This is a genomic window from Desertibacillus haloalkaliphilus, from assembly GCF_019039105.1.
Classification (GTDB): domain Bacteria; phylum Bacillota; class Bacilli; order Bacillales; family KJ1-10-99; genus Desertibacillus; species Desertibacillus haloalkaliphilus.
Window position 1 is genome coordinate 90,857 of record NZ_JAHPIV010000012.1, and the last position, 15,597, is coordinate 106,453.

Annotated in this window: 12 protein-coding genes and 1 riboswitch; all 12 genes read left to right on the forward strand. The window is 41.1% G+C overall.

Annotated elements, in window-relative coordinates:
• Positions 1-262: 262 nt before the first annotated feature.
• The 12 genes from KH400_RS14390 (at position 263) to KH400_RS14445 (ending at position 15,595) form a co-directional block, all read left to right on the forward strand.
• Positions 263-1,738 carry a NarK family nitrate/nitrite MFS transporter gene (locus KH400_RS14390; protein WP_217225671.1) on the forward strand — a complete coding sequence of 492 codons (1,476 nt, stop codon included), beginning with the start codon at positions 263-265 and terminating at the stop codon, positions 1,736-1,738.
• Positions 1,739-1,999: 261 nt separating this feature from the next.
• Positions 2,000-3,187, forward strand: coding sequence for an MFS transporter (locus KH400_RS14395; protein WP_217225673.1), 1,188 nt, complete (start codon positions 2,000-2,002; stop codon positions 3,185-3,187).
• Between the two features lie 229 nt (positions 3,188-3,416).
• Entirely contained in the window at positions 3,417-5,540 is a 2,124-nt protein-coding gene (nasC, locus tag KH400_RS14400; RefSeq protein WP_217225675.1) for an assimilatory nitrate reductase catalytic subunit NasC, read from the forward strand.
• 115 nt (positions 5,541-5,655) lie between these two features.
• Positions 5,656-6,714: an anthranilate phosphoribosyltransferase gene (locus KH400_RS14405; protein WP_217225677.1), complete on the forward strand. Its 1,059-nt coding sequence runs from the start codon at positions 5,656-5,658 to the stop codon at positions 6,712-6,714.
• 52 nt (positions 6,715-6,766) lie between these two features.
• Entirely contained in the window at positions 6,767-8,272 is a 1,506-nt protein-coding gene (gene cobA, locus KH400_RS14410) for a uroporphyrinogen-III C-methyltransferase (protein ID WP_217225679.1), read from the forward strand.
• Positions 8,273-8,281: 9 nt separating this feature from the next.
• Entirely contained in the window at positions 8,282-9,115 is an 834-nt protein-coding gene (locus KH400_RS14415) for a sirohydrochlorin chelatase (RefSeq protein ID WP_217225681.1), read from the forward strand.
• Positions 9,112-9,729 (forward strand): NAD(P)-binding protein, encoded by a 618-nt coding sequence (locus KH400_RS14420; protein ID WP_217225684.1) that lies wholly within the window; start codon positions 9,112-9,114, stop codon positions 9,727-9,729. Before KH400_RS14415 ends, KH400_RS14420 begins: the two co-directional genes overlap by 4 nt.
• Positions 9,730-10,035: 306 nt before the next feature.
• The gene (gene bioB / locus KH400_RS14425; protein ID WP_217225686.1) at positions 10,036-11,037 is read left to right on the forward strand and encodes a biotin synthase BioB; all 1,002 of its coding nucleotides are present in this window, start codon (positions 10,036-10,038) and stop codon (positions 11,035-11,037) included.
• A 139-nt stretch (positions 11,038-11,176) separates the two neighbouring features.
• A riboswitch (cobalamin riboswitch) is annotated at positions 11,177-11,363 on the forward strand.
• 296 nt (positions 11,364-11,659) lie between these two features.
• Positions 11,660-13,270 (forward strand): precorrin-3B C(17)-methyltransferase, encoded by a 1,611-nt coding sequence (gene cobJ, locus KH400_RS14430; protein WP_246589632.1) that lies wholly within the window; start codon positions 11,660-11,662, stop codon positions 13,268-13,270.
• Between the two features lie 22 nt (positions 13,271-13,292).
• Positions 13,293-14,153, forward strand: coding sequence for a sirohydrochlorin chelatase (locus tag KH400_RS14435; RefSeq protein WP_217225688.1), 861 nt, complete (start codon positions 13,293-13,295; stop codon positions 14,151-14,153).
• An 18-nt stretch (positions 14,154-14,171) separates the two neighbouring features.
• A complete protein-coding gene (cobK, locus tag KH400_RS14440; RefSeq protein WP_217225690.1) occupies positions 14,172-14,939 on the forward strand; it encodes a precorrin-6A reductase in 768 nt (255 codons plus the stop codon).
• A gap of 5 nt (positions 14,940-14,944) precedes the next feature.
• The gene (locus KH400_RS14445; RefSeq protein WP_217225692.1) at positions 14,945-15,595 is read left to right on the forward strand and encodes a precorrin-8X methylmutase; all 651 of its coding nucleotides are present in this window, start codon (positions 14,945-14,947) and stop codon (positions 15,593-15,595) included.
• Positions 15,596-15,597 lie beyond the last annotated feature (2 nt).

Genomic DNA, 15,597 nt, shown 5'->3' on the forward strand with positions numbered 1-15,597 from the left:
AATCTTAGTGATCAAAGTCATTGGAGACCATCTCCAATGGCTTTTTTAGTGTCTAGAAACATTGCCAGTAAAATTCCTCTGTAAAAGAAACTCACATGTTTGAAGTTTCTGAAAACAAACTGTGGAATAATGAGAATCACAAAACTACTGATGAATGCCATATGCAGGATGTCATTCATAGGAGGGATTAATATTGTAAGGTTAAATGATGATGGTTGGTCTTGCTGTTTTTAGATTAAAACGATGTAGAGGGGTGTATAAGATGACATTATCAGATGTTTTTAAGTTTAAAAATCAACAGACGAAAATGCTTCATTTAGCTTGGATCGCATTCTTTGTATCGTTCTTTACGTGGTTTAATATGGCACCGCTTGCTACAACAATGATAGAAACGACAGACTTTTTGACAGCGGATCATCTTGCTGCATTAGCTATCGTTAATGTTGCGTTAACGATTCCAGCACGGATTATCGTTGGGAAATTGCTAGATAAATATGGCCCGAGAAAGGTCTATGCCGGGTTATTAATAATCATGTCAATTCCGACATTTGTGTTTGCGTTCGGTACTAGTTTTATGCAATTGTTAATAGCAAGACTGATATTAAGTAGCATAGGAGCCAGTTTTGTTGTAGGGATACGGATGGTATCGGAATGGTTTCCACCAAGAAGTGTTGGAATGGCTGAAGGTATTTACGGAGGTTGGGGCAACTTTGGTTCGGCAGCGGGTGCCATGCTTTTGCCTTGGTTATCGCTAACAATGTTTGGTGGAGATAACGGTTGGAGGTATGCTGTAGCTTTTACAGGACTAGTTTGTTTAATTTACGGGATTATTTTTTACATCTTTGCAAGAGATACGCCTGAAGGTAAGGAATACAAAAAACCAAAGAAGATTGCAGCTATGGAAGTTAGCAGTTGGGGAGATATGGTTCTTCTTATCTTATGGACCATTCCATTATATGCAGCACTTACCCTTGTCGCATGGCGGTTGCAGGGAACGGGAATGATCTCAGATACCTTATTATATACGGCATATGCACTTTGTGTTATCTTCTGTATCTATCAAATTTACAACATCTTTAAGGTAAATGTGCCGATTTTAAAAAAAGGTGTACCTAAGGACGATCGTTATAAGTTTAGAAATGTAGCAGCGTTAAATAGTACATACTTTGCCAACTTTGGAGCAGAGTTAGCGATTATTTCAATGTTACCAATGTTTTTCCAAATGATGTTCTCATTAAGCCCAGCACAAGCAGGGTTGATCGCATCTTCATTTGCATTTGTTAATTTAATTGCAAGGCCGTTAGGAGGCTGGTTATCAGACCGAATGAATAGTCGTAGAAATACAATGCTTATTTATATGATCGGGATTAGCGTTGGACTTGTTGGGATGGGGATGATTGATTCGAGCTGGCCGCTCGTATTGGCAGTTGCGATGACTATTGTAACGTCGATGTTTATTCAAGGGGCAGAAGGAGCGACATTTGCAGTCATTCCTTTTGTTAAACAAAGAATTACTGGTCAAATTGCCGGTATGAGTGGCGCATATGGGAATGTGGGCTCTACAGTTTACTTAGTGCTCTACACCCTTGTTACACCACAGCAATTTTTCTTTATTTTAGCAGGTGGAGCATTTTTAAGTTTTATTTGCTGCTACTTCTGGTTAGATGAGCCAGAAGGTTCATTTGCCAACGAGTATCTTGAATCTTCTGTCGACCGATCGAATCAATATAGTGCATAACGTTACAGGAAAATAACTAAAGCGATAATAATTTTTTTCTATTGATTAAAAGTTGATCCCATTGTCACGTTTGTGGTGACAATGGGATCAACTTTTTTATGACGTTAAGGTAATGTGATAGCCTAGTACGAACGAGGTGAACCATTAAATTGTAAAAAAATATATGTGACAAAAGTTAACAGGAATGCAGATCTATATACCGTGATATGCAAAAATATAAGTGTGATTAAGCGTGTAAATAAATGTAAGGAGGTTATTTTTATGAAGGGTAGTAGCTCAGCACTCCTATTATCGACGCTAGCTATGGTCGTTTCTTTTTCCGTTTGGACGGTCATGTCACCAATCGCTTCACAACTCCAAGAGGCTTATGGTTTTGGATCCGTTGAGAGAAGTATTTTAGTTGCAATCCCAGTATTGTTAGGATCAATCATGAGAATACCAATGGGAATATTAACGGATCGCTATGGGGGTAAAAAAGTTTATACGATTACAATGTTGTCGCTTGTTTTTCCGTTAGTGGCAGCAGGTTTTGCCGATTCTTATGCATGGTTGTTGATGTCTGCCTTTTTTATCGGCATGGCCGGTACAACATTTGCTATTGCGATTACCTATGTATCAAAATGGTACCCACCCGAGAAGCAAGGGTTAGTATTAGGCATTGCAGGGATGGGGAATTTCGGTACAGCTGCCGTTAGCTTTACGATCCCAACGATTGTTTTGGTGTTTGGTCTTTCTTGGGCTTTTTGGGGATTAGCTATTTTAATTGGACTAATGGCGATCATCTTTTGGTTCGGGACGAAAGAGTCCGAGGTACAAGAACAACCTAGTTCGATCAAAGACTCGTTGTCTGTGATGAAGATGAAAGCGACTTGGGTGTTATCGTTGTTTTACTTTTTGACGTTTGGCGGTTTTGTTGCTTTTAGCGTTTATATGCCCACGTTATTGCAGGATGAATTTTTGTTTTCAGCTGTTGGTGCTGGAATGATATCGGCTTTGTTTATTACAATTGCAACATTCATTCGCCCGCTTGGGGGCTATTTAGCTGACAAATTTGGAACCGACAACATTTTATCCACTGTTTTTGTTGGGGCAATTGGAGCTGCGCTTATCATCTCCTTTTTGATTAACGATTTAACTTTTTTTGTTGCGAGCTGCTTTTTGTTAGCGTTCTTGTTTGGTATTGGTAATGGGGCTGTTTTTAAGCTTGTACCAGAAGTTTCAAAAGGAAACACTGGTGCAGTCACTGGGGTCGTTGGTGCGATCGGAGGTCTAGGAGGCTTTTTTCCTCCGATTATGCTAGGTTTCATTAATCAATATACAGGCAGCTATGTTCTTGGATTTGTTTTCTTAGGTGCCTTCGGTTTTGTATGTTTACTTGTTCACTACAAGTTCATGAAACAACGCAAACATAGGCAAGCATTATCTTCTGGGAAAACTCAAACGGCTTAGGCAAAATTTAAATGAATGGTGTAAAAAAGAGCAGGAAGTAAAAGTAGTTTAAATTCTTCTGTTAGGATTCCTTACATTTTTACTGCTTTGAAGTTGTTTTTATGGAATAATCAGAATTAACAAAAGGTAGTGTTCTTTACATACATGATCGAGAGAGTATTTTAGTTAACAGATGCTGTAAGTAGCAGTAAATATGGGTCTGATTGAATAATAAGGATGGTTGATAAGAGTGAGTGATTTATTAAAACATTTTCGAAAAAAACAACTTGAATTAGGTACAGAGACCATTTATCAAGCACAGTGTCCATATTGTAGTGTTCAGTGTACCAAAGAGGTGATGGAGGAGCGGATTATCGCAAGAAAAAAGATAAAAGTAAAGCCGAACAAGGAAGATCCGACCTCAGAAGGTCGCTTATGTATCAAAGGAATGAACGCACATCAACATGTAATCAATGGCGAAAGGATTAAATTTCCACTATTAAATGTTGATGGTGAATTTCAGCGCATTCCGTGGAGCTTGGCACTCGATTATATCAAGGAAAAGTTCGAAAAGATTCAACATCAAAAAGGGAATGATGCAATCTCAGTCTATGGCGGAGGATCCTTGACCAATGAAGAAGCCTATCTATTAGGAAAATTTGCTCGTGTCGCTTTAAAAACCAAGTATATCGATTATAATGGACGGTTTTGTATGTCTTCAGCAGCTTCAGCTGCACAACAAGTGTTTGGGATCGATCGCGGTCTAACCAACCAACTTTCGGAGGTCCCTGAGGCGAAATGCATTATTCTAGCCGGTACTAATATTGCTGAATGCCAACCGACGATATTGCCTTATTTTCGTAAAGCGAAGAAAAATGGTGCTTATATTATTGCGATTGATCCGCGTGAGACAGGAACAACAAAGCTTGCTGACTTACACCTAAAAGTCAAACCCGGAATGGATGCCAATCTTGTGAACGGAATTCTTAAGATACTGATTGATCGTGATTTTGTTGACTATAAGTTTGTGAATGAACGCACGAATGGATTTTCTCAGTTACGCGATCACGTAAGCGTGATTCAACTAGACGAAGTTTCTGAGGTAACTGGAGTCGATATTGACGACATGATCACAGCGGCTGAGCAATACGGTCAAGCGGAGACTGGGATGGTATTTACAGCGAGAGGGGTTGAACAACATGCAAGTGGTGTTCAAACGGTTAAAAATTTTCTCAACCTGCCATTGGTAACAGGAAAGATTGGCAAGCGAGGCTGTGGTTATGGTGCAATTACAGGACAAGGGAATGGTCAAGGTGGAAGGGAGCACGGACAAAAAGCCGATCAGTTGCCTGGTTATCGCTCGATTGAAAACGACGAACATCGTAGGTATATTGCAGGCGTTTGGGGTATTGACGAAGAAGAGTTGCCACGAAAAGGAGTATCAGCCTATGAATTGTTTGAGAAAATTGATCAAAATGAGATCAATGCTATGTTTATTATGGGGTCGAACCCAGTTGTATCCAATCCAAATTCACAGTTTGTTGAACAAGCGTTAAAAAAGCTAGATTGTTTAGTCGTTGCTGATCTTTATATGTCTGAGACAGCAAGAATGGCGGACCTTATTTTACCAACTACTGCGTATTTGGAAGATGAAGGAACGATGACCAACCTTGAAGGACGGGTGCTGTTAAGAAAAGGGGAACGACCGGCACCACCCGAAGCAAAGCATGATTGGCAAATTCTTTGCGATGTCGCTAAAAAATTAGGAAGAGAAGAGTTTTTTGCGTTCACATCTGCTAAAGAGATTTTCAATGAGCTCCGTATAGCAAGTCGAGGTGGAAAGGCTGATTATTATGGTGTGACTTATGATCGCTTGCGGGAAGAAGGGGTGTTTTGGCCTTGTCCGACACTTGAACATCCAGGTACAAGACGTTTATTTGAATCTTCTTTTGCGCACGAGGATGAAAAAGCAATTATTAGTGCCGTTGAATTTCAGGAACCAAAGGAAAAGGTGTCAAAAAGCTTTCCGCTCGTGTTAACGACAGGGCGGGTGATGCACCACTATTTAACAGGCGTACAGACGCGAAATAGTCCTGATTTATTGGGGCGTGCCACTGAACCACTTTTAGAAATTCACCCAAAAACAGCAGAATTGTATCAAATTGAAGACCATAGCTTAATTCAACTTACTTCGCGCAGGGGAACAATGATTGCGAGAAGTAAGTATTCAGAAACGATTCGAGAAGATACTTTATTTACAACATTTCATTGGGGCGATTTGCAAAGTGTTAATCGTTTGACTAACCCTGCCCTTGATCCTGTCTGTCGTATGCCTGAATTTAAAGTAAGTGTCGTAAAAGTGACACCACTTTAATGATAGAATAGATATTAAGATATGAAAACTATTGAATCTAGCAATAATATCTACTATACTTTATAAAACATATCAATTAAGTCGGGATAGTGAATCGATAGGGGGAGAAGTAAACGTGAAACAATGGATTCGTGAAGTTGGACGTGGACAAAAAGGGAGACGCGATTTAAGCTATGAAGAAGCTATGCAAGCGGCTGATGCTATTGCGAGTGGTGAAGCGACAGATGCTCAAATAGGAGCGTTTTTAATCGCAGAACGAGTGAAGGAAGAATCAGCAGAGGAATTGTCGGCATTTATCCAACAGTTTAGACAAGGATCAGACAGAATTCCTACATCAACGGTTCTTCAAGATAAATTAGTAGATTTTGCTGGACCTTATGCAGGGCGAAACACATTTGCAGCTACAGTTCCTGTGTCAATTTTACTAGCTGAGCGTGGAATTCCTGCGTTATTGCATGGAAGTGAATCATTGCCACCAAAGTATGGAACATCGATCAAAAGGATTGTAGAGAAACTAGACATTCCTGTTGATGTAACCACGAACCAAGTCGCTAAGTCAATTGAGGAAGCGATGATTGGATTTGCATGGACAGAAAAGTTTTCTTCGCCACTTGCGCGTATTCGCCATATTCGTGAAGAAATGGGCGTTCGTACGTTTTTGAATACGGCTGAAAAGTTACTTAACTTAGCGAATGCAAAAACGTTAATGGTTGGTGCATTTCATAAAACAGCCATTGATAAAATTATTCCAGCCTTGCAGAAGCTTCCGTATAAACAAGCATATATCGTTCAAGGAATTGAAGGTTCGGAGGACATCCCTGTTCACCGAAACAGCAGTTTTATTTATAAAATCACAGATGATGGTTCGGAGTCATTAACGGTAAAGCCAAAGGATTTCGGTCTTGCTCAAACAAAGGACCAGGAAAAAGAGAAGCTTTCACTAGATCAACAAGTCGATATTATCAACCGTCTTCTCGCTGGTGATCAAGCTGAAGAGCTCGAGTATTTTAGGGCTCAAGTGCTATTTAATGCTGGTGTTCGCTATTTTCTTTATGGTGAATTTGCAACGATAGAAGAGGGAATCCGTTATGCTGATCAACAATTAGTCAATAAGGTTGGCGAGAATCATTTACAGATTTGGCGTCGAGCGATAAATAATAGCGTAAAAAGTTGATTCGTAGATCAGTCAAAGATTTGACTAAACTAAAAACGAGGGAGAGACGGTCATGGTAAAAGGAAAAGTGTTTTTAGTTGGTGCTGGTCCAGGTGATGCGCAGTTAATCACAGTCAAAGGGTTAGAATGTATTCAAACAGCGGATGTGATTTTATATGACCGCTTAGTTAATCCTCTATTGCTAGAACATGCGAGACCAGAGGCAGAACTCATATATTGTGGTAAGCTCCCAGACCGACATATTCTTCGTCAGGAATCAATTAATCAATTATTAGTTGATAAAGGGCTTGAAGGTAAAAACGTCGTTCGTTTAAAGGGCGGAGACCCAAGCGTATTTGGAAGAGTTGGAGAAGAGGCTGAAGCACTGGCTCGGCATCAAATCGATTTTGAAATTGTCCCAGGAATTACATCAGGGATTGCGGCTCCTGCTTATGCAGGAATCCCAGTCACTCACCGGGAGTATGGGAGTTCTTTTGCTGTGGTGACTGGACATGATAAATCAAAAGAAGGGAAGCCGACGATTGATTGGAGCGCGTTGGCATCTGGTGTCGATACGATTGCGTTTTATATGGGTGTTGGAAATTTAGGCTATATTACTTCACAACTTTGCTTATATGGCCGATCACCTAAAACCCCTGTCATCTTAATTCAATGGGGAACACTAGGTAGGCAAAACGTATTAGAAGGCACATTGGAGACAATAACAGCTAAAGCCGAAGAAGTCGGGTTTGAAAATCCCGCGATTACATTAGTGGGTGATATTGTTAGCATTCGTAAAAAAATACAATGGTTTGAGAAAAAGCCATTGAAAGGAAGACAGGTATTAATTGCAAGAACAGGGACAAATCGTGGGAAGTTAGCAGAGGCATTAACAAAACAAGGGGCAGAAGTGTTTGAGTACCCGCGCATGCAAGCTGAGTCTCTCATTTCTGAAACATCTTTTATTAAAACGATTGAGCAGGTGGCACGCTATACGAATATGTTATTTACTTCCCCTGAAAGCGTGGAGTTCTTTTTTCGGGGATTGCGGCACTATCAAATTGATATTCGCTCCGTTCAAGCCACCTTCTATGCCGGATCTGTTAAGTCAAAGCGGGCACTTGAAGCGTACGGATGTATCGCTAACGTGATCGACAATGTGAACATGGACGTTGGGGACTGGTTAGTTATTGGTGAACGCGATTATGAAAAAGAACAGAGGTTTCAGTACATGGGAGATTACCTTGCAGTGTATAAGACAAGTGCTGTTAAGCAATCGAATGAGACGTTTAGACGTCTGCGACAAGAAAACACATTAAATACAGTTGTATTCCCAAGTGCTAGAGCCGTTACAAATCTAGTTGAAACAGTGCGAGCACAAGGGGAAGACCCAAGCCAACTACTTGCAGATGCAGCAGTCATTTGTATGGGAAGTCGATCATTTGTAGCAGCGAAACAAGCTGGGTTTAACGTGGCAAGTACGTCAAAAACGCCTAGTATTGCCGATGTTATCGATTCGATTCAAGAGCAAGTACAAACAAATAAGGAACGAGAAGAAGTTGAAATTGTTATTAAGTAGGTGAAAGATATGGAAGCCGTTCTATATGTCGGGCATGGAAGTAGAGTAGAGCAAGGGAATGAGCAACTTCGCTCCTTTGTAAGTGAAGCGATGGCAAGCGTTGATATTACGATTCAAGAGCTTTGTTTTATTGAATTAACAGAGCCGACAATCGCTTCTGGAATTGATGCTTGTGTAAAACGAGGGGCTACGAGCATCGCTATTATTCCCGTCCTGCTTTTGACAGCTGGTCACGCAAAAGTGGATATACCAAGAGAAATTATGCGTGCACAAACAATCTATCCTGATATTACGTTTCGTTATGGGCGCCCATTTGGGGTCACTGAGACGGTGATAACCGTTATCGGAGAACGGTTGAAAGAGAAAGGATTTCTGTTTGAATCGGAGAGTAGACCTACCATGCAAGAACGTCAAGACGTATCACTCCTTGTTGTTGGTCGAGGGAGCAGTGATCCTGATGCAAACAGTGACCTTGCAAAAATCAGTCGTCTTGTTTGGGAACATTATCCTGTTACGTTTGTGGAAACGTGTTATCTCGCTGCCACGTCGCCTAGTTTTGACGAAGGGCTAGACCGTGTACTAACATTGCCAACAAAAACGGTCTATGTTTTGCCTTATTTATTATTTACAGGTGTGTTAATGAAACGGATGGAAGAAAAAATCGATTCCTTTCAAAGACGTAACAAACAAGTGATTTTGTGTGACTACTTAGGCTTTCATTCAAAATTGATTCATGTGTTGATTGAGCGGGTGAATGAAGTTGTTGGGGGTAGGTACAATTTTTTGATCACAGATGAAAGTGATCGTTCTAGTCAGCTAAAGACCATGGAGGCGAGAGTATGACTTACCCACTTATGGTGAAGCTTAAAGGGAAATTGGTTGTCGTAGTTGGTGGTGGGGCAGTTGCGACGAGAAAAATCAAGCGATTAATACAAGAAGCAGCCGATGTCACAGTTGTCTCTCCCTACTTAAGTGAATCACTGCAAATACTTATTCATGACCATAACCATCGTTTGACGTGGGTGCAAGATCGTTTCAAAGCTTTGTATATCAAAGATGCATTTCTGGTGATTGCTGCTACAGATGATCGTGACGTGAACCGTAGCGTTTTTGAGGCAGTTAATCAATACCAATTAGTAAATATTGTTGACCAGCCCGAACTTAGCAATTTCTATGTACCGTCAATGTTAAAGAGGGGAGAGTTGACAATATCGGTGTCCACAGGAGGAGCTAGTCCTATGCTTGCTAAGCACATTTGCCAAGATCTTGAAAAAACGTATGATGAACGTTATGAAGAGTATCTTGAATTTCTATTGAAGTCGAGAAAGGATATTATTGAACATGTTCCAGAACGTACTAAGCGTAAGCAAATGTTTCAAGAGTTAGCTAGTAAGCGATTTTTAGAGGCTGCGGATCGCCAGCGGGAGTTAGAAAAGTTAATGAAAAAGTTGAATTGACAAAAGGCCGTTTTTCGGGCCTTTTTTTATTAGGTAAAGGGTACGGAGTGCGCCAACAAAGGTGAGGTGCCCAGGAAGTGGGCTTACTCACGCCGCCTTTGATTGAAGGATGAGGGAGAATGCACTGAAGCAGAAAGGAGTAAATCAGGAAGATGGAAAAGGGTACGGAGTGCGCTAGCTACGAAGGTTTGATTTATGATTGGATTCACAAAGTTTTTGAGGAACTCAGTGGAAAATAATGCTTGTCAACTTGAACTCCTTAATGTTAACCTTTAATTAAATAAGGTTAACGAAAGGGTGTATGAGATGACGATAACTGTCAATGAGAAAAATCGTTGGGAACAATTCGCTAACAAAGCATTAACAGGGGTCCCTCTAACAGTTGGAGAAGGACTTGAAGTGTTACAAACACCAGATGAGCAAGTATTACCATTATTGCAAGCTGCTTTTCGGGTGCGAAAACACTACTTCGGGAAAAAAGTAAAGCTAAATATGATTATTAATGCTAAAAGTGGTTTATGTCCGGAAGATTGCGGATATTGCTCGCAATCCATTGTTTCGGATGCACCGGTGGATAAGTATTCCTTTCTTGATAAAGAAACGCTCGTAGCCGGTGCGAAGGAAGCGATGAATCGAAAAGCAGGAACGTATTGCATTGTGGCAAGTGGACGTGGACCGACGGATCAAGAGTTAAATCAAGTTGTAGAAGCTGTCGAGGAAATTAGAGAAACGATGCCATTAAAAATTTGCGCTTGTTTAGGTCTATTGAGTGATGAAAAAGCAGAAAAGTTAAAGGAAGCGGGGGTTCATCGTTATAACCATAACCTTAATACCCATGAAGATAATCATGAAAACATCACCTCAACTCATACGTACGAAGATCGTGTAAACACTGTCGAATCTGTGAAGCATGCAGGAATGTCACCCTGTTCTGGGTGTATTATTGGCATGGGAGAAACGGACGAACAAATTGTTGAAACAGCGCTTGCCTTACGAAAGCTTGATGCTGATTCCATTCCAGTTAACTTCCTTCATGCGATTCAAGGCACGCCCCTTGAAAATTACGGTCGCACACATCCAATGAAATCGTTGAAAGTATTAGCTTTAATGCGCTTTATAAATCCAACCAAAGAAATTCGTGTATCTGGTGGTCGTGAAGTGAATTTACGTACCTTACAGCCCTTAGCTCTCTATGCTGCTAATTCAATTTTTGTAGGTGATTATTTAACGACTGAGGGTCAGTTAGTAGAGGATGATCATCACATCATTGAGGATCTTGGTTTTGAGATTGAAGAATGTGCGCTTTGAACCTCACATGACTGAAATCACGAGTGTTCTCTCCCTATTCAAAAATAATAGTATTTTTCGACAAGAGTAGTAGTTTTTAGGAAAATTTCATGAAAATAATTGACAAAGTTTTTCGCCTGCTATACTGTTATAGTTAACAATTTCATTTAAGGGAAAAGGTGAGGGTTACGATTCGTAACCTTCTAATAGGGAAGTCGGTGAGAAACCGACGCGGACCCGCCACTGTAATTGGTTGCTCTCTGCGAAACCACTGTTCATATCGAATGGGAAGGTGTAGAAGAGCGAGAACCATAAGCCAGGAGACCTGCCTTTTCTAACAACACTGTTTGACCTACGGGGAATAGGGAAGTGTTAGAGAGCAGAGTCTAAGTTGAATACTAAAAACTAGTAAACAATCATTCAAGCATCTCTAACCTTCCAATAATGGTTAGAGATGCTTTTTTCGTTTTAGATGTAGCAGAGAGTATGTTAACAAGGGTACGTATACTCTCACATTGAGGTAGAGTGTGAAGAATAGACGAGAGATTCATAAACTTGAGTAAAAAGGGATGTTTAATAAGTTTAGTGATCATGCTGTTTGGTCACAACAAGTCATTGGAGTCTATAGATGGGAGGAAGTTGTATGGAAATGAACCTAGGGAAATTACTAGTCATTGGATTTGGGCCTGGGAATGAGGAACATATGACGTTTCGGGCAAAAGAGGCGATTTTGGAAAGTGATGCAGTTATCGGTTATAACACATATATTGATATCATCCGTCCACTATTGACAGATCAAGAAATTGTTCGTACCGGGATGACAGAAGAAGTCAGTCGTGCTCAGGAGGCGGTCAGGCAAGCAGAACAAGGTAGGAGTGTCGCGGTCATCTCGAGTGGCGATGCTGGTGTTTATGGGATGGCTGGTTTGATTTATGAAGTGCTCATTGAGCAAGGGTGGAAGGAAGAAACAGGCGTAAGGGTTGAGATTATTCCAGGAATTTCAGCGATTAATTCTTGTGCGTCGCTATTAGGTGCACCTGTGATGCACGATGCCTGTACGATCAGTTTGAGTGATCATCTAACGCCTTGGGAATTAATTAAAAAGCGTGTAGAAGCTGCAGCTCAAGCGGACTTTGTCATTTCTTTATACAATCCAAGAAGTGGGCGAAGAACTCGTCAAATTGTTGAAACACAACAGATCCTCTTAAGCTATCGGTCACCAGATACACCGGTCGGGTTAGTGAAAAGTGCATACCGCGAGCGTCAACACGTGGTTATCACTGATCTTGCACATATGCTTGATCATGATATCGGGATGCTAACGACAGTTGTGATAGGTAATAACTCGACGTTTATGTACGACGGTAAGATGATTACACCGCGTGGCTATCAACGCAAATACACGTTAGATAGCGAGGAACAGCAATTAAAACCGCACCAACGATTACAAGAACAAGCTGAGCCTTGGGCTATGCACCAAGGTGGATCTCAAACAAAAGCAGAGGTAGCTTCAGCCGTTGACTTAGCTGAGGAAGCTATGACAAAAGTAGGTTGCAAGGAGTCTGAACATAAACAGTCATCGGAATTTTCAAATGAGTTTAGGCAACAATCGATTTTTGAATTTGCTGTGTCTCCAGGTATTGCAAATAAAAAGATCAGCGCTCAGCAAATGCTTTCGATTGCAGAAATAGTTGGTGAATCAGGGACAATTGAGTATACACCAGACCATGAAATGCGAATATCGGTACATACGGATCAGCCAGATGAGATCACGTCAAGGTTAAAAACTGAGGGCCTGTTGTTATTACCGATAGGCAATGTTGTTAAAGTGAAAGCATGTGACTTTTGTGATGGTGAAAAGCGTGATGCGATCCCTCATGCAACGGAATTACAGGAAAAGCTAGGTGGGTTGTCTGTACCAAAGGCAATGACCATTGGCATTAATGGATGTGGAATGGCCTGTTACGGTGCAACGGCAGATGACATTGGCATCATTTATCGAAGACAAAAATTTGACCTTTTTTTAGGAGCAAAACGTACAGGTAGAAACGCGCATGTCGCACAGCTCGTGGCCGAAGGTGTAGAACCAGATCAAATTGTTGAAACCGTTGTGGCTGTTGTTGAACAATTTCGTGAGCGCGGTTTACCAAATGAGCGTTTTCATAAATTTTTTAAACGGGTTCAAGAGATTAATGGCTTCAAGTTCCGTGATGTACCGGATCAAGTCGTTGTTGATGAAGTTTGTGGAGATTAAATAGAAAAGGGATGTGTTACGCATGAACGCTGTCTTATTTATCGGTCATGGAAGTAAGAAGAACGAAGGAAATAGTGAAATTGCTCAATTTGTTGAATCAATGAAACCGGAGCTCGATGTCCCGATTGTAGAAACATGCTATTTAGAATTTGCTCAGCCATCTATTGCAACTGGCATTGAGCGTTGTATTGAGCGAGGAGCGACAAAGGTTGCTCTAATCCCAATGATGTTCTTTGCTGCCGGACATTCAAAAATACATATTCCAGATGCAATTGATCATGCAAAAGAAAAATACCCTGCAGTAGAATTTAGTTATGGTCGGCCAATTGATGTCCATGACAAGCTGTTTGATATTTTAGAGTCACGGTTGTCCGACTGTGGATTTTCGAGTGAAAGTAGCAACGAGGAAGTATCGATCTTGCTCGTTGGACGAGGAAGTAGTGATGCGGATGCCAACAGTCAGTTGTATAAAATCTCAAGGTTATTATCTGAGCGATTACAAATGACAAATGTTGAGCTCTCTTTTATTGGTGTAACGACACCGACGGTTGAAGAAGGGGTGCAACGTTGTCTGAAGCTTGGCGCTAAAACGATTTACATCGTCCCTTACTTCTTCTTTACGGGAATTTTGATGGATCGTATGGAAGACAAGCTTGCAAACTTTACATCGGAATATGATGATGTTGTGTTCAAGATGACAGATTACCTCGGCTTTCATCCCGCACTTAAAACGATTTTTATTGACCGAGCAGTAGAAGCACTAGGTGGAAGCGCAAAATTAAATTGTGACATGTGCGAGTATCGTTTACATGCATTAGCACATATGGATGTTCACCATCATCATCACGACCACGACCACGATCACCACCATGTACTCAAGTGACAAAGGAAGGAGCAACAAATGATTTTAGTCATAGCAGGGACAAGTGATGCTAGAGAATTAGCGATTGAGATCGACAAACAAGGGTACCAGCTGATCACATCAGTCGTGACAGAAAATGCAGCGAAATCATTAACAGAGGCTAGGTTACCGGTTCGGGTTGGACGGCTGGCAGCTATTGACATGGTTGATTTCATTAAGGAACATCAGATTACTCTTATTGTTGATGCGAGCCATCCTTTTGCTGAGGAGGCTTCTCGAAATGCGATTGAAGCTGCAGAACGCTCCGATACTCCTTACATTCGTTATGAACGAAAAGAAATAACGAGCTATGATGCGATTGTCACTAAGGTAGCGTCATATGAGGAGGCGGCTGATGTTGCCAGCAACCATCAAGGGGTAGTGATGTTAACAACTGGAAGTAAGACGCTTCCAACATTTGCGCAAAAATTGGTTGGCTTAGAAGGTGTGAGGTTTCTTGCGCGGATGTTACCTCGCAAAGATAATCTCGAACTATGTGAACAATTAGGGATTGAACAAAAAAACATCATTGCGATTCAAGGACCATTTTCCAAAGAATTAAATAAAGCTCTCTACAGGCAATATGGAGTTACGTTAATGATCACAAAAGAAAGTGGGAAAGTCGGGTCGGTGGATGAAAAAGTTGAAGCGGCACGTGAATTAGGAATCCCGATTGTGATGATCCAACGCCCTAGGATCGGTTATGGAAATGTGTATTCAGACATTCCCCAAGTAGTAGAACAGATTAAAAAAATAAAAAAGGTGTGATTGAAATGGATTTTTCAACTGAATTTAAACCGTTAACAGTACAGCCTCAAGAGATTGAAGGAAAAAGTTTTGAGATGATTACTGAAGAGATCGGAAAGCATTCATTTACGCAAGAGCAATATCCAGTTGTCCAACGGATCATTCATGCATCAGCCGATTTCGATCTAGGCAGAAGTGTCGCATTTCACCCGGATGCAGTCCGTGCCGGCGTTCAAGCGATTCGATCTGGGAAGAAGGTAGTAGCAGACGTGCAAATGGTTCAAGTAGGTATTAGTAAACCGCGACTTGAGAAATTTGGTGGAAGTGTCCACGTCTACATCTCAGATCCAGATGTCATCGAGGAAGCAAAACGATTAAATACAACGAGAGCAATTATAGCGACTCGAAAAGCAATCAAAGAAGCAGATGGTGGGATTTTTGCAATAGGTAACGCACCAACGGCACTGTTGGAATTGATTCGCTTAGTAAAAAGTGGTGAAGCGCGCCCAGGACTTGTTGTTGGGATGCCTGTCGGGTTTGTTTCCGCAGCGGAATCGAAGGAAGAATTAGCGAAACTGGATATTCCATTCATTACGAATGTAGGTCGAAAAGGGGGAAGTCCAGTTACGGTTGCTGCTGTTAACGCTCTTTCACTGATTGCAGAAAAGCAGGGATAACA

Bases quoted from the DNA above. Each gene is read 5' to 3' on its own strand.
- KH400_RS14420 (WP_217225684.1), top strand. From the start codon at position 9,112: ATGACTTACCCACTTATGGTGAAGCTTAAAGGGAAATTGGTTGTCGTA.
- cobA (WP_217225679.1), top strand. From the start codon at position 6,767: ATGGTAAAAGGAAAAGTGTTTTTAGTTGGTGCTGGTCCAGGTGATGCG.
- KH400_RS14415 (WP_217225681.1), top strand. From the start codon at position 8,282: ATGGAAGCCGTTCTATATGTCGGGCATGGAAGTAGAGTAGAGCAAGGG.
- KH400_RS14445 (WP_217225692.1), top strand. From the start codon at position 14,945: ATGGATTTTTCAACTGAATTTAAACCGTTAACAGTACAGCCTCAAGAG.
- KH400_RS14390 (WP_217225671.1), top strand. From the start codon at position 263: ATGACATTATCAGATGTTTTTAAGTTTAAAAATCAACAGACGAAAATG.
- bioB (WP_217225686.1), top strand. From the start codon at position 10,036: ATGACGATAACTGTCAATGAGAAAAATCGTTGGGAACAATTCGCTAAC.
- KH400_RS14435 (WP_217225688.1), top strand. From the start codon at position 13,293: ATGAACGCTGTCTTATTTATCGGTCATGGAAGTAAGAAGAACGAAGGA.
- cobK (WP_217225690.1), top strand. From the start codon at position 14,172: ATGATTTTAGTCATAGCAGGGACAAGTGATGCTAGAGAATTAGCGATT.
- cobJ (WP_246589632.1), top strand. From the start codon at position 11,660: ATGGAAATGAACCTAGGGAAATTACTAGTCATTGGATTTGGGCCTGGG.
- KH400_RS14395 (WP_217225673.1), top strand. From the start codon at position 2,000: ATGAAGGGTAGTAGCTCAGCACTCCTATTATCGACGCTAGCTATGGTC.